The 20,346-nt window shown below is 46.1% G+C and carries 16 protein-coding genes; 9 read left to right on the top strand and 7 right to left on the bottom strand.

The genetic code is table 11. The annotated features are described in order from the left end of the window. Positions 1-7 precede the first annotated feature (7 nt). The 4 genes from MHI32_RS25875 to MHI32_RS25860 all read right to left on the bottom strand — a co-directional run bounded on the left by MHI32_RS25875 (position 8) and on the right by MHI32_RS25860 (position 5,490). Positions 8-1,429, bottom strand: coding sequence for a glycosyltransferase (locus MHI32_RS25875; RefSeq protein ID WP_340011285.1), 1,422 nt, complete (start codon positions 1,427-1,429; stop codon positions 8-10). Beyond that, positions 1,426-3,471, bottom strand: coding sequence for a glycosyltransferase (locus MHI32_RS25870; RefSeq protein ID WP_340011283.1), 2,046 nt, complete (start codon positions 3,469-3,471; stop codon positions 1,426-1,428). The genes MHI32_RS25875 and MHI32_RS25870 overlap by 4 nt, the downstream gene beginning before the upstream one ends. Before the next feature lie 113 nt (positions 3,472-3,584). Further along, the gene (locus MHI32_RS25865) at positions 3,585-5,123 is read right to left on the bottom strand and encodes a DUF6385 domain-containing protein (RefSeq protein ID WP_340011282.1); all 1,539 of its coding nucleotides are present in this window, start codon (positions 5,121-5,123) and stop codon (positions 3,585-3,587) included. 28 nt (positions 5,124-5,151) lie between these two features. Continuing rightward, entirely contained in the window at positions 5,152-5,490 is a 339-nt protein-coding gene (locus MHI32_RS25860; RefSeq protein ID WP_076128014.1) for a DUF6385 domain-containing protein, read from the bottom strand. 447 nt (positions 5,491-5,937) lie between these two features. Between MHI32_RS25860 and MHI32_RS25855 the strand changes: the two genes are divergently transcribed. The 4 genes from MHI32_RS25855 to MHI32_RS25840 all read left to right on the top strand — a co-directional run bounded on the left by MHI32_RS25855 (position 5,938) and on the right by MHI32_RS25840 (position 11,093). Beyond that, entirely contained in the window at positions 5,938-6,408 is a 471-nt protein-coding gene (locus MHI32_RS25855) for a hypothetical protein (RefSeq protein ID WP_340011281.1), read from the top strand. 18 nt (positions 6,409-6,426) lie between these two features. After that, on the top strand, positions 6,427-7,008 hold the full coding sequence (locus tag MHI32_RS25850) for a hypothetical protein (RefSeq protein WP_036685335.1): 582 nt from the start codon (positions 6,427-6,429) through the stop codon (positions 7,006-7,008). A 155-nt stretch (positions 7,009-7,163) separates the two neighbouring features. Continuing rightward, positions 7,164-7,832, top strand: a complete 669-nt coding sequence (locus MHI32_RS25845) for an alpha/beta fold hydrolase (RefSeq protein WP_036685332.1) — start codon at positions 7,164-7,166, stop codon at positions 7,830-7,832. 243 nt (positions 7,833-8,075) lie between these two features. After that, a complete protein-coding gene (locus MHI32_RS25840; protein ID WP_340011278.1) occupies positions 8,076-11,093 on the top strand; it encodes a carbohydrate binding domain-containing protein in 3,018 nt (1,005 codons plus the stop codon). A 533-nt stretch (positions 11,094-11,626) separates the two neighbouring features. Here MHI32_RS25840 and MHI32_RS25835 read toward each other — a convergent pair. Then, on the bottom strand, positions 11,627-12,655 hold the full coding sequence (locus MHI32_RS25835; RefSeq protein WP_340011276.1) for a LacI family DNA-binding transcriptional regulator: 1,029 nt from the start codon (positions 12,653-12,655) through the stop codon (positions 11,627-11,629). Between the two features lie 122 nt (positions 12,656-12,777). Between MHI32_RS25835 and MHI32_RS25830 the strand changes: the two genes are divergently transcribed. Both MHI32_RS25830 and MHI32_RS25825 read left to right on the top strand, forming a co-directional pair. After that, positions 12,778-13,962 (top strand): alpha amylase N-terminal ig-like domain-containing protein, encoded by a 1,185-nt coding sequence (locus tag MHI32_RS25830; protein WP_340011273.1) that lies wholly within the window; start codon positions 12,778-12,780, stop codon positions 13,960-13,962. Then, positions 13,919-14,476 carry an alpha-amylase family glycosyl hydrolase gene (locus MHI32_RS25825; protein ID WP_340011272.1) on the top strand — a complete coding sequence of 186 codons (558 nt, stop codon included), beginning with the start codon at positions 13,919-13,921 and terminating at the stop codon, positions 14,474-14,476. Before MHI32_RS25830 ends, MHI32_RS25825 begins: the two co-directional genes overlap by 44 nt. 38 nt (positions 14,477-14,514) lie before the next feature. Here the strand turns inward: MHI32_RS25825 and MHI32_RS25820 are convergent, their stop codons facing one another. Continuing rightward, positions 14,515-15,615, bottom strand: coding sequence for a M23 family metallopeptidase (locus tag MHI32_RS25820; RefSeq protein ID WP_076220521.1), 1,101 nt, complete (start codon positions 15,613-15,615; stop codon positions 14,515-14,517). A gap of 254 nt (positions 15,616-15,869) precedes the next feature. Between MHI32_RS25820 and lipA the strand changes: the two genes are divergently transcribed. From lipA to MHI32_RS25805, 3 genes are all read left to right on the top strand, one after another. After that, positions 15,870-16,775, top strand: coding sequence for a lipoyl synthase (gene lipA, locus MHI32_RS25815; protein ID WP_036685320.1), 906 nt, complete (start codon positions 15,870-15,872; stop codon positions 16,773-16,775). Positions 16,776-17,011: 236 nt separating this feature from the next. Then, on the top strand, positions 17,012-17,677 hold the full coding sequence (locus tag MHI32_RS25810) for a YutD family protein (RefSeq protein WP_081387240.1): 666 nt from the start codon (positions 17,012-17,014) through the stop codon (positions 17,675-17,677). Between the two features lie 681 nt (positions 17,678-18,358). Then, on the top strand, positions 18,359-18,532 hold the full coding sequence (locus tag MHI32_RS25805) for a hypothetical protein (protein WP_340011267.1): 174 nt from the start codon (positions 18,359-18,361) through the stop codon (positions 18,530-18,532). Between the two features lie 330 nt (positions 18,533-18,862). Here MHI32_RS25805 and MHI32_RS25800 read toward each other — a convergent pair whose 3' ends face one another. Then, positions 18,863-20,302, bottom strand: a complete 1,440-nt coding sequence (locus tag MHI32_RS25800) for a S41 family peptidase (protein WP_076128004.1) — start codon at positions 20,300-20,302, stop codon at positions 18,863-18,865. Between the last annotated feature and the right edge of the window lie 44 nt (positions 20,303-20,346).

Raw genomic sequence — 20,346 nt, 5'->3', positions numbered from 1 at the left:
GTCCTTCCTAATCTGAAACTCTGGGCAGTGGAAGTGCGAGCCGCACTCTTTTAGCCGCTGGAGAATAGGGGGTTGAAGAAGTGAGGGAGGCAAGCAGACGATCCGCCAACAAAAGCTCTGAACGCCCTGGGTGATAGGCTGGGTTGAATAACGAGTCATTAGATGAGGACTGCCCTGTGGTCTTCATCAGCTGTTTTGCTGCCTCTTCACATCCCTCAATCCGCAATAAATCTAAGAGAAGTCTGCTTTTAACAGCTGTGTATTCGGGTAGATGAGCGTGAAGCCAGCCCGAAATTTCATTTTCGCGCTCAGCACATTTTAAGGCTCGGATCAGTCGGGTTATGATGGGTGTTGGCTCGGGATGAAGCTGAGCAGCTTTGGTATAACAGACACAGGCCTCGGTCTCATCACCTATTTCTTCGCATAACTGTCCCAGCAAATAAAATGTCAAATAAGATCCGAATCCGGACTCGGTATGGTAACCGGAAGGAGCTTCTCCAATGACTAAGGCTTGCAGCAATGCTGTTTTGGCCTCAGCTAGGGCCCCCATTTGAAACAGCAGCACACCTTTGATATGAGCCAAGTCAGGATAATCCGGATGTAAGCTTATCCCTGAGTCGCAAGCTTCCAGCGCCGCGTTGAAATCTTTTAATTCTGCCAGGCAGCGGATTTGATATTTGTGCAGCAGATGAACGTAACTTGTGTCGGGTGGAGCTTCGTTAAGTGATCTTTTGATATGCTCTAGAGCCGGTTGATATTCACTAAGCCGCATATATTCAACAGCCATATTGAAATGGTGGAAGGGGTCATTGGGATTTAACTTTAGCTGTTCCTTGAGCAGCTCAACATTTCGTTTGATCTTATCTTTTTTTGCTACTACGCCGTCTGCATAACCGTAATGATGGATGATTATGGTGCTTAAATGCATTGCTGCTTTGGGTGTAGCTTTTACGATCGTTTCTGCAATCTGTTCGTGGATGATGCCGCTGAAACGGTACTGCGGGCGGTTACGGAATAGCCGGATAATCGGATTAACAGTAATGGTCTGTGAAGCTGCGGTTAAACCTTTATGATTATGAATGCGCAGAAAAAAAGCTTCATACTCCAAATGCTCCGCACACAGCAACAGCTCCCCCTTACTTTTCGCATCCAGTTCCTCGTCTCCATCCAGAATGAGAATCCATTGTCCGTGGGCTTGCTGAAGACCCGCGTTGCGGGCAGCGGCAAAATCGCCATTCCAAGGATGGTGAACAACTTTAGCTCCAAAGCTTAGAGCAATTTGTAGCGTGGAGTCAGTAGAGCCAGTATCGACTACAATAATCTCATCGGCGACACCACGTACACTTTTTAAACATTGGTTTAGGTTATCTGCTTCGTTCTTAACGATCATGCATAGAGAAATCAGAGGTTTTTGGCTTGGCATGCTCATTTGGCTGTCCTCCCCTCACTCTGGCGGAAGCTCCATTGTGTGTGCCACGGTGTACGATTTAGTAAAAAGATGGATTTATGGATGGCACCAATATCCGTTTGCAGTGGACCATGAACGTTAGCTGCATCCAAGCTGTTCAGTGCCTCCTCCATGCTAAGCTTCGCTTGTTGAAGGTAACAGAGTGCTAAACCCACTCGGGCAGCCTCATGCTCAGGCATCTGCTCCAGCGCTTGTTGAAACCATTCACTGGATTCCGTGTAATGCCCCTTGTCAAAGACCATCTCACCTATATAAAAAAGAACCTTCGCATCAGCCGCTTGATCGCTAACTAACCTGATAAAATGCTCACCGGCTGTATTCCTATTCCCTTCTTTATATAATGCTGCGGCTAATTCAGACCGAAAGGTAGGGAACAGCTTTATCAAAGCTTCGCTTAACGCGGGCTGGTGTAGTTTTACTGATTGTTCGATCAAATCTGAAATGAATGAGGAATGTAATGTTAATGAATCTACCTCTGCTTCAGCGGGATCTACCTTTTGTTGCTGGTGGCACTTCTGAATGTATTGCAGTCCGAAACGGAGTTCGTCTGGTGCATAGGTTAGCAGGTCATTGTGGAATTCTCCAAAAAGCGCCCAAGAGCAAATAGCCCAGAGGGTAGCCCACTTTTTCAGATATTCTAAATCATGGTTATCTTGCGTAGCTAAGGAGGTCATTTGTCTTATGGTTGCATAGGCGTCCTCTAGCTTGCCGGTGATCAGGAGTGAAGAGATCATCCAATTTGCCGTATCTAATTCCAAGGGAAAAGTGTCTCGGGATAAGTTAGTGATGGTCTCATTAGCATTTATCTCAAATAAGCTGTCAATGATTGCAGCTCGTTGGGCAGCATTAGTTGGGGGGACGAGTTGTATCAGCAAGCCGGCAATCTCCTCGTCGGGTACAGCTAAGCGTTGAAAAGCAGAAGCTATTCCCTGCAAGGCAGGCCTATATAAAGAGTGGTGTTGAAGCGCACGGTGGTAGAATCTCGCAGCGTCCTCCTGAAGCTCAAGCCGCTCTGAGATTAAGCCTAGTCGATAAAGTGGGCGGAAGGTGTTCATCCCTTGCTCAGATACATATTTTTGACTAACCTGATCTCCAGAAATGGATGCTGCACGCTGATAAGCTTGAAAAGCACGTTCTAACAAGCCTTGACTCTCCAAAGATTGGCCTAATAAAAAATGCAGGTCAGGGTAATCCTCATAACGCTCCAATTCAGGCAACAGCAAGGGATCTATGATATTGGTTTTTCCTTGAGTCAGATAAATTTTACAGAGATCTCTAATCATCGTAGGACGGTAAGAAGCTTCAAGTGGCACATGGTGAAGGGTCTGGCGAAGTAATGCCTCTGCTTCCTGAAGACGACCGTCCTGACAGCAGGTGACTGCTAAATTATACGAGTGAAAAGGATCTTCCGGTTGTTCGGCTAAAGCGAGTCGCAGCAGATGCTCATTGCGTTTGATTTTATTTTTTCGTGCCATGATTTCCGGCAAATATCCGAAGTGTTCAATCTCAATATCACTATGCACAATCGCCGAGATGTTATGTGATTTAAGAATTGCAGCGTCAATTCCTTCATGAATTCTTCCGCTATATCGATAACCCTGTCCATTTCGGAATATACGAACCGCACTGTGCTTTACCTTATCCTCAGGCCGAACGCCAAGCCAATTATCAATGTGTACTGTAAAAGCCTGAGCTTGCGTGTTTTGCAGGAGGCTGCGGAGTTCCGGAAGTGGAGTTTGCAGGCGTTCATCGGCATCAAGGACTAGAATCCAATCGGTATCCGCCTGATCGAGACCTTCGTTACGTGCTGCAGCAAAGTTTTCTGTCCATTCCCGTTGGAATACTCTAGCCCCGTGCGCTTGGGAAATAGCTATGGATTCGTCAGTAGAGCCTGTATCTATGATCACAATCTCGTCAACACCTGCTACGCTTGTGAGACAGTGGGGCAGAAGATCAGCTTCATTGTTAACGATGAGGTGGACGCCAAGCGTAATATTGTTCACGTTGTTTCCTCCTTGTTACATATGTAGAAGTAGAAATCAGCTTTTGCTATCAAAAGAAAAAGCGCATGGATATCCATGCACTCTTTCGTTACAACATATGATGGGCATCTGCATTACGTTCCCTGTGCGTTGAAACTTACATTGATTGTTGAGGCGGCCCCTGCATTCGTTGATTGATAGGATAAGCGTGTATATTTCAGGAATCGGGCTGGAACTATGACATCGATAGAACCTGCTGCTAAAGGATTATCTCCTGTGGTATCGACGAAATAGTTCGTTCCGTCAGCACTGATTTCTACTCGTGTGTTGACTGGGTTAGCTCCAGTGTTATTGATGAAAAAGGAATAGGTCCCCAATACGCTCGTAGTCACTGCTGGCAGTGGAGTATAGGCATTAGCAGTTGCAATACCCGTCGTCGTCTGTTCGATAAAGCTGCGTTGTGAAATAGAGGTCACACTACTGAGCGTACCAGCCGTAATGGTGGCTCCAAGCACGCTGGTAATGGTCCCGTTTAAGAGGTTGGTGACCGTACCTGCTGAGGACAGAGTACCGGCTGTGATAGTAGCTCCAAGTACGCTGGTAATGGTCCCGTTTAAGAGATTGGTTACTGTACCTGCTGAGGACAAAGTACCCGCAGTGATCGTAGCTCCAAGTACGCTGGTAATGGTCCCGTTTAAGAGATTGGTTACTGTACCTGCTGAGGACAAAGTACCCGCAGTGATCGTAGCTCCAAGTACGTTAGTAATCGTGCCTTCGAGAATGTTAGTAATGGTACCTGCTGAGGATAGGGTACCAGCTGTGATCGTAGCTCCTAGCACACTAGTAATGGTCCCGTTAAGGATATTGGTGACCGTACCTGCTGAGGACAAAGTCCCCGCGGTAATAGTTGCGCCTAGTACACTAGTAATGGTACCAGCCGTAATCGTAGCTCCGAGTACGCTAGTAATCGTCCCGTTAAGAATGTTGGTAACCGTACCTGCGGAGGACAAAGTACCCGCAGTGATGGTAGCTCCGAGTACGCTAGTGATCGTCCCGTTAAGAATGTTGGTAACTGTTCCTGCTGAGGACAAAGTACCCGCAGTGATGGTAGCTCCGAGTACGCTAGTGATCGTCCCGTTAAGAATGTTGGTAACTGTTCCTGCTGAGGACAAAGTACCCGCAGTGATGGTAGCTCCGAGCACGTTAGTAATGGTACCTTCGAGAATGTTGGTAACCGTACCTGCAGAGGACAAAGTACCCGCAGTGATGGTAGCCCCGAGCACGTTAGTAATGGTACCTTCGAGAATGTTAGTAATGGTACCTGCGGAAGACAAAGTACCCGCAGTGATGGTAGCTCCGAGTACGCTAGTGATCGTCCCGTTAAGAATGTTGGTAACCGTACCTGCGGAGGACAAAGTACCCGCAGTGATGGTAGCTCCGAGTACGCTAGTAATGGTCCCGTTAAGAATGTTGGTAACCGTACCTGCGGAGGACAAAGTACCCGCAGTGATGGTAGCTCCGAGTATATTGGAAATCGTACCATCTAGGATAATTGTCGTTAGATTTCCGCCTGGATCTGTAGTGAGCGGATGATCAATCAGCGAGGCATCCCGGCCAAAAATAAGCGTTCGTAGATTATCGGGATTAGCTTGAAAAGAGCTGTAGTTAGGCAAAGTTCCTCGTCCCTCTCTTATAAAATTGTTAACTCATACCTATAGACTGGGCTTGGACGTATACATCAATTTTGCCTAAACCCGTTGACTGTTGCGTGGAGGCGGATATCCGAGTCCACTTTAAAAATCTGCTTGGCACTAGCACCTTCATTTCTTTTGCAGCCACGATCTCTTCTGAATCTATAAAAGAATCAAAACTGTTCGGACTAATCTCCAAGCGGACGCTAACAGGGTGGTCTCCTTGGTTCATAACTGCGTAAGAGATCATCGTTTTAGTTCCGCTTTTTTGCCAAGGCAGAGGTGAAATGGAGCTGGACACGGGGAATCCGATAAATTGATGCTCGGAAAATAAAGGACTGATCGTCACCTTACGGCGGTTTCTTCGACCCTTTGGAGGTGGAAATGATTGCGGATTTCTAGAACAATTCCCCTGTTTTTTTGAGTGTTTTATTTTGCTGCGCTTTTTTAGTTCCAGACCGTTATGGATTTCATTCACCTCCTACGGGTTTTCTGGAACCCTATCCATAAAAGGACCCTAACCGTCGTTTGAGCCCTGAGCATCAATAAACCGCAGTTCAATAAGCCGCGAACCGTTAGGGACAATCCTTAGCCATTCGAATGGTGATAATAATATATGGTGAAAAATAAGAGGTGATTGGGCTGGAAAAGCAAAAATACGCACATTCCCAAACAACCTGTTACTTAGAGCGGCATAAAATAAGATAAGCTCAAGTACGGGGAGGATAGCGCATGCCAAACGATTCAGTCTTTAATCAGAGTAGCCAGCCACTCTTTACAGAACAAGTCAACACGTATGTTGCCTGGTATAGATTCAGCTCCGGAGGGAGGAGCGGCTAAGGCGGGGCTATTGTTTGGAATCCCTTTTACTTCTACGGTAACGACTGCTGCACCGTTAGTTGTTCAGATTAGTAATCCGGCAGGCAGCGGACGTACATTGTATGTATCCCGGGTTGCAGCTAGCTCGGCAACAGCTGCTGTTACTTTATCTCTGCTTCGGAACGCTACGGTCACCGGGACTACCGTTACACCGATAAATTTTAATTTTGGAAGTGCGTTAACCAGTGTGATGACGGCCAGAACCTCGACTGCTGCCCCTACGGGAGGTCCGGCCACTCTAGTATCTTTATTACTGGCAGCGGGGCCCGTCATTGTTGATTTTACTGGACAAATCGTTGTTCCTCCCGGAAATTCTATAACCACGTCCATCACGATTGCATCGGGAACTTCAGCAGCGACAACATCTATTAGTTGGTGGGAATATTAGAAATGGGAGGGGATAATCATGCCTAATCAATATGTGTTTAACGACAATGATCAACCTCTTTTTGTGGATATGGTCAATACCTTCCAATCTCCGGATATCAGCGCGCCACCTGAAATAAGTGCTTCGAAGGCTGCGGTCTTGTATTCTACCAACACATCCGCGTCTAGTTTGGTCGTACTTAGTCTTATTTCTGCAATTACTTCTATTCGGATTAGTAATGCTGCTGGTAGCGGGAAAACCGTATATATCTCTCGTATTAGCGGCAGTATCGGCGGATCTTCTCTGCTATCGGCTATGTCTGGAAGCTTTACAATTGTAAAAGGAGGGACGTTAACCTCTCCTGCAACCTTGACACCAACCAATAATAATCTCGGAAGCGCGGCTACAAGTGCGATGACCGTTCAATCTTCAACAGCGGCAATTAGCGGGGGGACGACGCTTTACAATTATCAATTAGCTCCAGGCGCTTTCTCACAGAACTTTACGGGCAGCATCATCGTTCCGCCGGGGACTGCTATTTGTGCTAACGTAACTTCATCTAGCTCGGCTGTAGGCTTAACGATTACTTCTGCACTTGGTCTTCTTTGGTGGGAGCAATAGAGTTTATATTTTTTTTTGAACCTATAACGGTGGTAAACCTTGACATCATTTGGTTAAGGTTTTACATAGAAGGTTGGAATGAATAGAAAATAAAGGGGATTGGCATTATACAATAAAGTTGGAATTCAGTATGGAATGTGAAAAGAGGGACAATTATGGAAAGTTGTTTATTTATTCATGGCTTTACCGGAGGTGAGCATGAAATCTCTCCCTTGTCCCAGTTTATGGAGCAGCATAATTATCGTTCCAGAACATTTACCCTGAAGGGGCACGGGGGCAGCAGGAATGATCTCCTGCATTCGGATCGACATGATTGGCAGCAAAGTGCTGAGGATGAATTAACAGAGCTGTTAAAGACAAATGACGGCGTTCATCTGATCGGTTTTTCAACCGGTGCTCTTATTGCTTCACATCTTTCCGTGCGCTATAAACCTTGGATTAAATCTCTCACTTTGTTGTCTACCCCTGTGTTTCCGCTGAATCCTGTAGAAATTATTAAGACCCTTGGGAGCTTTTCCATGCTAAAAACTTATATTAGTAAATTCAGTTCAACGCCTCCAAAAGCAACTCGAGAGTTCCAGCGATTGGTTCGTGAGAGCTTTTCTGTCTATCCGCATATTGAGACTCCAACCCTGATCGTGCAAGGAAAAAGAGATCATCTAGTGAAGACTAGAAGCGCCGATTACCTACGACATCATATGATCAAGGCGACCCAAAAACAGGTGCTGATGGTCGACAACAGTGGTCATATGGTGTGCCATTGTGAAGAGAAGGACCGAATTATGAATGAGGTCTTGCAGTTTATTCAGACGGCGGGACGCTGAACTCAAACAGTAAATATTCAACTCCAAGAGCTTCCTAAATAGGAGCTCTTTTTTTGTTGTACATTTCAATTTTAAGGCTTGACAACGCGTCTGGAGTCATGGTAATTTTTAGTAGGGAAACCGGTTTCCCTAAAATTCGTTTGTTTCTATGCCAAAAACATCGCTGGAAAGGTCGTTTTTAATCCAAGAAGTAGGTTTTAGTGTGTTATGAATACGCTTTAATAAGAGAGGGAGATGCGCGCGATGAAACGTAAGTTATGGTACGTGCCCGTTCTGATTACATCTATTCTTCTTTCTACTGTGATTAATTTATTCGTCTTAGCGCCACAACAGGCAGATGCAGCCAGCATCGGTACGATTAACGAGAATGATACCATTTATCAGATTATGGTTGACCGGTTTAATGACGGGGACTCTTCCAACAATGCTACGGGAGCGGCAATTCGCTATGGCGAGAACTCTGAAGAAGATTTCCGTTATATGAAAGGCGGAGATTGGCAAGGGGTGATCGACAAGCTGTCTTATATTAAAAATATGGGCTACACCGCGATCTGGATTTCCCCAGTGGCGGAGCCGCAAATGACGAATCGGGAGAACAACGGCAGTGGTAAAAACACGGCGTATCACGGGTACAACGTTAAGGACCCTAACGCAGCCAATCCCTACTTCGGTACAAAGGAGAAGCTGAAGGAGTTAGTGGATTCCGCACATGCGGTTGGCATCAAGGTGGTTATAGACGTTGTGCCAAACCATATCGGGGATTATATGCTGGGTACCCAAGCCTACTATGATATCCCTAGTTTGCAGCCAGCAGCTCCTTTCAATAACCCGGCTTGGTATCACCATAACGGAGATATCAACTGGTCTTTGGCAGACGGAAGATACGATCAATGGGCACAGGATTACTTAGAAAATCATGATCTAGGCGGACTGGATGACATTGACTTCGATGTCCCTGCTGCTAAAAAGGCCATATTTGATTCGATTAAAGGCTGGTTTGACTATACAGGGGCAGATGGTGCGCGTGTAGATGCAGCCAAGCTGATGAAGCCGACTGATATTGGTGAATTGCAAAATTATCTGGGGGTTAATACCTTTGGCGAGAATTTTGACGGCAATGCTGAATTTGTCTCGCGCTGGGTCGGCAACAACAAGGAGTGGGGCATGCTTGATTTCCCAATGTTCTTCTCCGTTCTAAATAGCTTCGCATATGGGCAGTCTTTTGACTCCAATATTAAAAGCACCTTGGCACAGGATTCCTACTATAACGGAAATGCCAATCACATGGTTACCTTTATCGACAATCATGACCGCAATCGTTTTCTCACAGAAGCTGGAGGAAGCGTAGATAAGCTGCAGAACGCTTTGAGTTTTATTTTTACAGTGCGTGGAACACCCGTTGTCTTCCAAGGTACGGAACAGAACAAAGGCAATGGTAACGGGCAGATTATGACGGGAGGCATCGCCGATACCTGGAACCGCTGGTCAATGGTGAAACGGGATGCAAACGGCAATGTAATAGAGAATTATTTTAATGAGAATGCCAGCACCTACAAGCACGTAGCCAAACTTAATGAGATTCGGAAAAATAATCCGGCACTCCGTACAGGCACTCAACGTGAAATGTGGTCTGCACAGAACTTATATGCTTTTTCACGTCGTATTGACACTGGAACTAATCTGGGGCAGGAAGTTATCTCCGTATTCAGTAATAAATCCAGCGGCTCGCAGACCGTTACCATTCCACTGCGTGCAGAGAGCAGCTTGGCAGTCGGGACGGTTCTTTATAACCAGTTGAACACTTCGGATACGGTAACCGTACAATCGGGTGGAGCAACTGGCAAGCAGATCACTGTAACCGTGGGTGCAAATGCAGCCAAAATCTATGCAAAACAACAGCTTCCTACAGATACAGTTGCTCCAACTGTACCCACTAACGTGACCGCAACCGTTCAAAATGCATCCAGTGCTTTAGTAAGCTGGACCGCTTCCACCGACAATGTAGGTGTGACCGGATATGAAATTTATCGCAACGGCGTAAAAGTGGGTACATCCGCAACTACTTCATATACAGATAACGGATTATCTGCCAGTACTACGTATGACTATACGGTAAAAGCAATGGATGCAGCAGGCAATCTATCCCTCCTTAGCGCGATTGCTTCAGTGACAACACCAGCGGGGAACAGTGTCACTATTTACTATAAGCAGGGCTATGCCTCGCCTTATATTCATTATCGCCCTGCAGGCGGAACTTGGACGACATCACCGGGTGTGGCGATACCTGTCTCTGATGTAGCAGGCTACAACAAAATAACGATTAATATCGGCTCAGCCAGCCAGCTTGAAGCTTGCTTTAACAATGGCAGCGGCACTTGGGACAGTAATGGGGGCAGCAACTATTTATTTAGTACCGGCACCTGGACCTATACACCAACTGGCAATATTCAATCGGGTGGACCCGTGACGCCGACACCAACGGTAACGCCGACACCGACACCGACGGTAACACCAACGCCAACTCCGACGGTAACGCCGACACCGACACCAACCGTAACGCCAACACCGACGCCAACGGTAACGCCGACACCAACTCCGACGGTAACGCCGACACCGACACCAACCGTAACGCCAACACCAACACCAACGGCAACACCTGTCGGCAGCACGGCAACGATCTATTATAAGAATGCGGCTTATAGCAGCTCTTATATCCATTATAAGCTCGATGGTTCAACGGTCTGGACGACGTCTCCAGGCGAGCAGCTTCAAGCTTCTGCTTTTACAGGATATAAGGCGGTTACGATTCAGTTGGACACGGCAGCTGGGCTGACCGCAGCCTTTAATAATGGCAGTGGCACATGGGATAACAATGGAGGCAATAACTATCATTTTGCTGCGGGCACCTGGAGTATGGTGAATGGCAACATCACCGCAGGAGAGCCACAAGCAGATAGTGTTACATTCCGAGTAACTGTTCCTGCGTCTACTCCTGTGAGTGGTCCCGTTTATCTCTCCGGTTCCTTTAATAGCTGGAATGCGGCAGATCCGAACTACCAACTGACGAAGGGTAGTGACGGTATTTACTCCATCACACTAAGTCTACCGGCGGGAACAGCAATTCAATACAAAGTTACACGAGGCGCTTGGACTAATGTGGAGGTGAATTCGAATGGATCGGATCTTTCCAATCGAACCCTTACGCCATCAGGCGGTGCACAAACCGTAAATCTGACGGTTCAGCGCTGGAAGGATCTATAAGCTTCATAATATCTACAGCTTAAACACAACAAGGAGCGGCTCCCGTATGGGGCCGCTCCTTGGTAAGCAGTATGAAGCTTTTTAATTGCAGAAAGTACAATTAAACTTTCTGTTTGAAGCTGGTAGAAAGATTTAACTGTATTTTGTGCAGTAGAATTCAGGAAAAAGGCTGTTTTTTACCGATTTTATGAGTTTTGACTGCACAAAGTGCAATTAAATCGAATGTTATCCATCCTATAAGGATTTCTATTGCACAAAATGCAATTAAATCCGATGTAGCCATGTTAGCTACTCAAATTCGATCAAGCTAAAGCAGTTACTCCAGACAATCAAGCCGAATCAGCACGCAGCGCAATAAAGTTCAGACAACTATACAAGCTCAATCAAGCTCAGTTACTCCAGACAATCAAGCCGAAACAGCATGCAGCGCAATAAAGTTCAGTCAGCTATACAAGCGCAACCAAGCTCAGTTAGTTACTCAAGACAATCAAACCGAAACAGCACTCAGCGCAACCAAGCTTCCTGCCTCTTCACTAAGTTCCCGCCGGGAACTGGGATCTCATAGTTGACTCACGAGGAATGAGTTCTGGCTCGAGAAGCAAATGCCTAGAAGGTATGTTGTTATTACGAATGCGTTGCATCAGCAGCTCGCCTGAAGATACCCCCAGCTGGAAGGTGTCGATATTCAGCGAGGTTAGAGGAGGCGTAGTGTAACGGGACAGAGGATATTCATCAAATGCGGCAATGCCGAGCTGTGAGGGAACATGAATATCCAGTGATTTTGCAGCTTGAAGCACCCCGAAGGCAACATAGCTGTTCATGCATACTACGGAGTCTGGTCGATCTTCGCTCTGTAGAAGCTCAAGTGCAGCAAGATAGCTCTCATGTTCATCAGCCTTACAATTGATAATCCATTGCTGCTGATCGGCAAGATCTGCTTGCTGCAATGCTTGCAAATATCCACTCAGACGATGGGTATAAATCTTTTCCTGCTGCTGCCCGCCTATGAAGGCTATTTTGGAGTACCCCTGCTTTATTAAATGTGAGGTCAGCATGCTGCCGCCTGCTTCATTATCGAAATCAACCCAGCTTCCGAGAGTCATAATTTCGCCGATGGAGATGTAGGGAAACTCCAAGCGGTTTAGTTCTTCGCAAAGCTCTTCCGTGAGTACGGAGTTATTCGCTATGATTCCGTCGACACGTTTGCTGAATACAAGTCTATTTAGAAAATGTCCTTCCGGACTACTATGCTGTACATTGGAAATAGTCAGCTCGTATTTTAAAGGTGCAATTACACTTTCTATTCCACCGATGATGTTGTAGAAAAACTGGTTTAGAAATTCACTTTCCTTGGACATATCGACCAGGAGACCAATATTACAGCTGCTTTGTCTGGCTAATCCGGTAGCGATACTACTTGGTGTATAGTTCATTTGCTTCATAATTTCGCGAACCTTGTGTTTCGTTTCCTGTGATATTTTGGGGGAATCGTTTAATACTTTGGATACGGTAGATTTAGCCACATTGGCTGCTTTGGCAATATCAGAAATGGTTACTTTCATTGTCTTCCCCTCATAATCCGGAACGGTATTTGTAACCATAATAACACAAATTTAGCAGTCTCTCTAATCACAATAAGTCTCATAGATTTAACGATAAAAGTATAAAAAGGAGTTTAGAAGTTATGCCTCATACATGGTTTTTATATCATACAAGTGAAGATCCGTTTGCCTATCCTATGGGTACGGGCATCTTGAAGCTCAGACTGTTCACGCAAGCTGGACAACAATTATCCTGTACCGTCATCTACTCAGACCGTTATGATTCTCCGGGGCATGAAGTTCCTTTGCAGATGGAGCGGATTGGGTCGGCAGGTGTTTATGAGATACATGAAGCGGTCATTGAGACCCCTACTAAAAAATGCAGATATCTATTCCATGTAACTAATCCTGCTGGTGAATATGTCTGGTATGGAGAGAGAGGGGCGTCGGAGAACCGGGAACGCGCGGGTTCTTTTCAATATGCATATCTCCATCATTCTGAGGCGTTGAAGTTACCTTCATGGAGCATGGATGCAGTAACCTATCAAATCTATCCCAGCAGTTATAACGAAGGGACCTTACAAGGCATCTCTGACAAAATGCCCTACCTGCAACAGTTAGGAGTAAACGTTGTTTATATGACGCCTGTATTTGAGTCTCCTTCAGAACATAAATATAATACCTCCGATTACTATAAGGTTGATCCAGTATTTGGGGATACGGAAGGATTGAAGGCACTGGTCAGCCAGGCGCACAGGCATGGAATCAAAGTGATTTTAGATGCTGTGTTTAATCATTCGGGAGATCGCTTTTTCGCGTTTAAGGATGTGTTGGCAAAAGGAGAGCAATCTCCGTATAAAGATTGGTTCTTCATTCATTCCTTTCCGGTTACGCAGACTCCTGTACCCAATTATGAAACGTTTGCCAAAGCTGAAGCGCATATGCCAAAGCTGAACATGGATAATCCGGATACGGCGAATTACATGATTGAGGTTGCGAAGTATTGGGTGCGCGAGACAGGGATTGACGGCTGGCGTCTGGATGTGGCCAATGAAGTTAATCCGCGTTTTTGGTCCCGGTTTCGGCAAGAACTCAAATCTGAATATCCTGAAATCCTGCTGATCGGTGAGATTATGCATGCTTCTGGGCCATGGCTTAGAGGGGATCAGTTCGATGGAGGAATGAATTATGTGCTTCGTGATGCAGTGTTAGAATTTTTTGCGGAACAATCGACGGGGCCAGTTCGCTTTATGGAGCAATTGCTCCATCAGGAGGCGTTGTATAATGAAGGCGAATTCGGCTATGTTTCAGTTGCTTGGCAGCCATGATACCCTGCGGTTTCTTACAGCGTGTAAAGAAGGTGGGCGTGGTTGGGACCGCTTGGGTACCGCTGTTGAACGTATGATGCTGGCTGTTTTTTTCCAGATGACCTATATCGGCATTCCAATGATCTATTACGGGGATGAGGTTGGGATGGAAGGGGCGACGGACCCCCACTGTAGAAAAGCTATGATATGGCAAGAACAAGCTCAGAATGCAGTGCTGCATAAGTGGTATCAACAGTTGATTTCTCTGAGAAAAAGTCATGAGGTTCTGCGCAAAGGCTCCTTCCGTCCTTGGTTTACTGATGAAGTTCGTAATGTGCTTGGTTACATACGAGGTGTGGAGCACGAAAAGATAGGGCTGATTATCAATAATTCTCCAAACCCTTACCAACTAGAGCTTAGCCCATATCGAACTGATAAGAACGAATTAACTGATTTATTGTCTGGAGTAATTTTTAAAAATAATAATAAGCTTACGGTCAGCATTGAACCATTCGGCTGTTTGATGTTGTATTAAAAAAGAAAAGGCCCCTCTCTAAGGAAAGGGACCTTATTCTAATTTACGGCACTTTTTTTGCTTCTTTTGTTCTTTAAGTCTCTATATTCCTGATTCTCCCATTGTTTCAGCAACGGAAACGGATCAAAAGCCCATTCGGTAATTCCGCGATCGCGGTAAATGCCAAAATGTAGATGCGGAGGAAATTTCCCTTGTGTTCCGGGATTGCCGTAACCCGAGCTGCCTACCCAGCCAATAATTTCACCGGGGGTAACTATATCTCCGCGAGAAATGGTTTTGTTATATCCAGATAGATGAGCGTAATAATGGTAACGGTTCTCAATATCGCGAATCCCGATTCTCCAGCCGCCGTACCGGTTCCAGCCTTTTGTCTCCACTAAGCCAAAGCAGGTGCTTCGGACTGGCACTCCTTGAGGTGCAAATAAATCTGTTCCTTCATGGATACGTGCTCCACCCCAGCTTCTTCCAGTGCCCCAAGTGCTACGATAAGAATAAAGGTTACTTAAGGGAAGCGGGAAGGCATTGCCGGATAGGTCCAGCCGTCCAAAATGTTCATATAACTTCGCGAACTGGGTAATGCGCTGCGAGGCGCGGCCATTGTGATAATACTCCCAGACCCCGATACTGAAATCACTAGCGGATTGTCCATACTTCAATAAGTGTCTAGCCATGCTATAGAGAACGTCCGCATCATTCTCTGGATCAGCAATGCCGTCTCCTGAGCCATCACTGCCAAAACCATCAAAGAAGCTAATGGAGTTCGGGGAAGTATCCCCCTGATCCGGATTGAGTGGACCTGCCCATACCGGTGCCGGGATCTTTATGGCTGTAAGGCGCGTGGAGACAGGCTGCCCTGAGGCTCCCTTTTTGGCGAGCGTGCGTTCATATTGATCAATGGCTGCGAACCTAAACCACGGGATACCAGTAGCTGCGCTCATTTGCTCATAAAGCTGTCTACGGCCAGACCATTGCGCTTCTTTGCTAGCACTAGCGGGATCCCCGCTGCTCATCACCGGTTGGATTGTAGGCCGCGCTACAGCTGCTGAAACGGGAAGGTTTAAACCACCCCAGAGGATAGCGGCCGCGGACAGGCATAACAGGGTTCTCCGGTCTTTAATATTCTTAAATAGGGCCAGCAAGATAACAGCCTCCTTTTGTCCGGGCATTAAATTGAATGTAGTCACTTCGGATGAAGCTTTTTTATAGATTGGTGCAAAATGCTACTTTTTATCCGTTCTTGTCTAAAGGTACCAGAAAAATCTCGCTGGAAACTCCAGATGATACACCCTGCATATTTCACAAAAACAGGCAATTGTAAATCGCACATGTTATAATATGAGGCAGCAACTTTCATCTGCAGCATCACATTCAGGAGGAAGCGGGGTTTATCATTTTGTCTAATAAAACAGCAAAGCAACCTAAACCGGATTGGATTAAGATTAAGCTAACTACCGGTGACAACTATCAGGAAATCAAAAGCATGATGCGTTCCAAAACTTTACATACCGTATGTGAAGAAGCTAGGTGTCCGAATATTTATGAATGCTGGGCAAACCGTACGGCTACCTTCATGATTTTAGGTGATATTTGTACACGCGCATGCCGTTTTTGTGCAGTGAATACAGGGATGCCTACAGAACTGGACCTGCAGGAGCCTGAACGTGTAGCTGAAGCTGCAGAGAAAATGAATCTTCGTCACTGTGTGGTGACTAGTGTGGCCCGCGATGATCTTGCGGATGGTGGCGCTCAGATTTTTGCTGAGACGGTAGCGGCGATTCGTAAACGCCTTCCGTTATGTAGTGTTGAAGTGCTTATTCCAGACTTTTTAGGAGACCGGAATAGTCTTGAGATTGTCATGAACAGTAATCCAGACATTCTTAATCATAATATTGAGACCGTGGAACGGATGTCAGATCGTGTACGGGCTAAAGCGAAGTACCCTCGTTCCTTGGAATTGCTGCGCAGAGCCAAGGAAATGAAACCCAATATTCCAACCAAATCGAGCATCATGCTTGGTGTCGGTGAAGAGTGGAATGAGATTTTACAAGCAATGGATGATTTGCGAGCCGTAAATTGTGATATATTGACTTTAGGACAATATTTGCAACCCACTCCAAAACACTTAAATGTGGAGAAATATTATCCACCGGAGGAATTTGCACTGTTGAAGGAAGAGGGAATGAAGCGTGGCTTCAGCCACGTGGAATCAGGCCCGCTAGTTCGCAGCTCTTATCATGCGCATGAGCAGGTGAAGTCTGCAGCTCAAGCTCGCGAGGAGCGTGCGGTTTCTTCTAGCTAATTATTGCTTTTCTGTGGTTTAATTCACGGAGAATGTTAGTAAGAGGAGGAAGAAGCGACAGCGTTCTGATATCTCTGCTCTTAGGTTACCCATAAAAATCGTTGATTTGCGTCATCGGAGGGGAATATTGGTGCTGTAGGAGCGGTTCTAGAACAGCGACCGAAAGCCCAATATTCCACATAGATGGCGGTATAATCAACGCTACGATACCCAAAGAAAGGCAGGCGACAAAAGGTTTGATCGTAATAGGCGGAAAAGGCTATGAACTTATGTTGGATCATAAGGATGGTTGGAATCCGGAGGCGTTTCGCGGGAGATATAGCGAGGTGCTGGAAAGATACGACTATATTATCGGTGACTGGGGTTACAGTCAGTTGCGTTTGAAAGGTTTTTACCGGGACAACCATCCTAAGGTGAATCGGGATACAGCGATTTCGGGTATGGTTGATTATATTAATGAATATTGCAATTTTGGCTGCGCTTATTTTGTGCTGCATAAATTGAAAGAGGTACCACAGGAAGGCATGTTCAAGGATATTTTAATCAAAGAAATACCAGAGCCGAGTGATGAAGAGGCCTTGGAGCAAGAAGGGGAAGCTAGTGATGAAGCGGCTGCAGATAAAGAGTTCTCTGTTAAAGAAACATCCTCTAAGCAAGGCTCGAATCACTCATTGGCATTTAAAGAGATGACTTCTTCAAAGGACAATATGGCGAAGGATAGACCTGTGAGAGAACATCAGAGCCGAAATCACCGGGGCAAGGATTCACAGGGCAAGAAATCCAAAAAGGATTTCCAAGGCAGACCGCCACAAGGTCAGTCTCAGAAGCCCCAAAACACACCAAAACCTCAAAGCGCTCAAAACAACCAAAACAACCAAAACATAGAAAATTCACAACCTTAATGATGAAAGCTGAACCATAAGTAGAGTCCTTCTACGAATGAGCCAGCTTTTTTTCTTATAAAAAATAGCAGAGCAGCGTTTCTCCCGGTACTTGGAGATCGCTGCTCTGCTGTTGCTGTGCCGCTCGGTGTTGCTGTGTTGCTGTGTGTTGCTGTGTTGCTCGGTGTTGCTGTGTGGCTCGGTGTTGCTGTGCTGCTCGGTGTTGCTGTGTGGCTCGGTGTTGCTGTGTTGCTCGGTGTTGCTGTGTGGCTCAGTGTTGCGGTGTTGCTCAGTGTTGCTCAGTGTTGCTGTGTGCTGTTCAGTGTTGCTGTGTTGCTCAGTGTTGCTGTGTGGCTCGGTGTTGCTGTGTGTTGCTGTGCTGCTCGGTGTTGCTGTGTGGCTCGGTGTTGCTGTGTTGCTCGGTGTTGCTGTGCTGCTCGGTGTTGCTGTGCTGCTCGGTGTTGCTGTGTGGCTCGGTGTTGCTGTGTGGCTCGGTGTTGCTGTGTGGCTCAGTGTTGCGGTGTTGCTCAGTGTTGCTGTGTGCTGTTCAGTGTTGCTGTGTTGCTCAGTGTTGCTGTGTGGCTCGGTGTTGCTGTGTTGCTGTGTGTTGCTGTGTGGCTCAGTGTTGCTGTGCTGTTCAGTGTTGCTGTGTAGCTTAGTGTTGCTGTGCTGTTCAGTGTTGTTGTGTAGCTTAGTGTTGCTGTGCTGTTCAGTGTTGCTGTGCTGCTCAGTGTTGCTGTGTTGCTCAGTGTTGCTGTGCTGCTCGGTGTTGCTGTGCCGCTCGGTGTTGCTGTGCTGCTGTGTGTTGCTCTGCTGCTCTATGCTGTTAGTCGTTGGCTGCTTGACCCAGCAGTTTCATCATCCCCTAAGGCTTAAGGACCCAGATGCCGTTATTTGCGAATTTTCAGCTTTTTGAGCAGGGTTTCGGACTCCAATGAAGCTATTCGTTAGAAAGAGGCGTAATTATGGTGTTTTTCATACCAATAGCGACTATGGAGTCCGATAGCATAACAAATATGGATTAATATTGCGTTTAGGGTCATCCATGTCCGATAGGTGCTACAGATGTTTCGTAGGTGCAAATATTATCAAACTAAACAAAGAACAGGAGTTGTCCCAACGGCCATTTCATGGCTTATGTGACAACTCCTGTTTTTACTCATTGGTGCTTGATTCAGCAGCTTAATGATTAGTGAGATTAAGGATCTATTTTACAGATAATTTCAATTGTTTCTGTGTTGCATTGTAACTCCATACAAGCGCAGGGAACTTCTTCTTAAAGGCATTTAATTCAATGAAGGTCTCACCGTTCTGAGAAAGCGCCTCTTTGGAGGATAACGTAAAGCCGGTCGCTTTACCTGCCCCGTTCGTTACGATGACTTTTTTGTTCTTGGCATCCCATGTGATGTCGCCTTCGATCAGTGCACCTAATACGAGCGAAGAAGCATAAGTCTTATCTCCTTGCTTTATTAGACCCACATTACCAGCAAAGGCAACCCCGTTGACGTTCAAGATATGATGATCACCGGAAACCTCAATGCTTTTCATTCCTGCAATCTGAAGAGCGGTAATCAGCTGTGCAGTTTTGCCTTTAACCTCAATATCCGGTGCAAGGCCGATGTGATTAAAGTCTTCTTTATTTGGAGTTAGGTATTTCTGCGTAGTCAGCTTCAGCATGTCTCCATTAGACATTGGAAGCAGGCTCTGAATACGTGCTTTGCCGAAAGAACGAGTGCCTACGACGGTAGCGAGCTTATTGTCACGTAATGCGCCAGTAAGCGCCTCAGAAGCGCTGGCAGTGTACTCATTCGTTAGAATAACGACGGGTACGCCTATTTTGCTGCCGCTGGTAATCGTTACTGGAGTAAGTGCTCCGGTTTGATCAGAGGTATACATCATAATGCCTTTATCCATAAAATTGGAGGTAATGTTGTATGCCGAATCCATATAGCCGCCTAAGTTGTCACGCAAATCAAGCACCATCGATTTCATACCTGCTGCGCGCATCTTTTTCAGCATGGCGGCGAATTCTTCATCGGAATTCTGTGTGAAACCGCTCAGTGTGATGTAGGCTATCTTCTGTCCAACAATGGTTCCGGTAACGGAAGTTGAGCTGATTTCATTCCGGGTTACACGAAATGATTTAGACACTCCATTCCGGAGCACCTGCAGAGTGACCTTGGTGCCTGCGGCTCCGCTTAACTCGTCACCTTCAGTCTCTTCAACGGGGATTCCGTTAATTTTGACTATCGTATCGCCGCGTTTCAGACCTGCTTGTTCTGCAGGCGAACCGGGTGTTATGTCTTCGATGTAGAGTTCTGTTGCGGTATATTGCAATCTAACACCAATACCAACGTATTCCAGATCAACATCATGTTCAAATTGTGCCGCTTCCTCGGTATTGAAGTATTGGCTATAGGGATCATCCAGGGTGTTCACCATGCCGTCAATGGCTCCACGAATCAAGGTATCCTTATCTACACCGGAGAGGTTATAGTTCTCCAGAATATTCATGACTTCATTGATAAGATCACGGTTATCTGTAGATGCCTGAGCGGCATCGGCAGCAGACACCACTGGAGCAAAAGTTAGGGATAAAGCCAGACAGCTGCCTAGAAGTGCACTTATTACTTTATTGGATTTCATGGAATCATACGCCCTTTTTATATAATTTATAAGATAAGAAAGTA

Source organism: Paenibacillus sp. FSL H7-0690 (assembly GCF_037980415.1).
GTDB classification, from domain to species: domain Bacteria; phylum Bacillota; class Bacilli; order Paenibacillales; family Paenibacillaceae; genus Paenibacillus_AQ; species Paenibacillus_AQ odorifer.
Note: the sequence above shows the minus strand (reverse complement) of the source record. Positions and strands in the feature narration are given on the sequence as shown.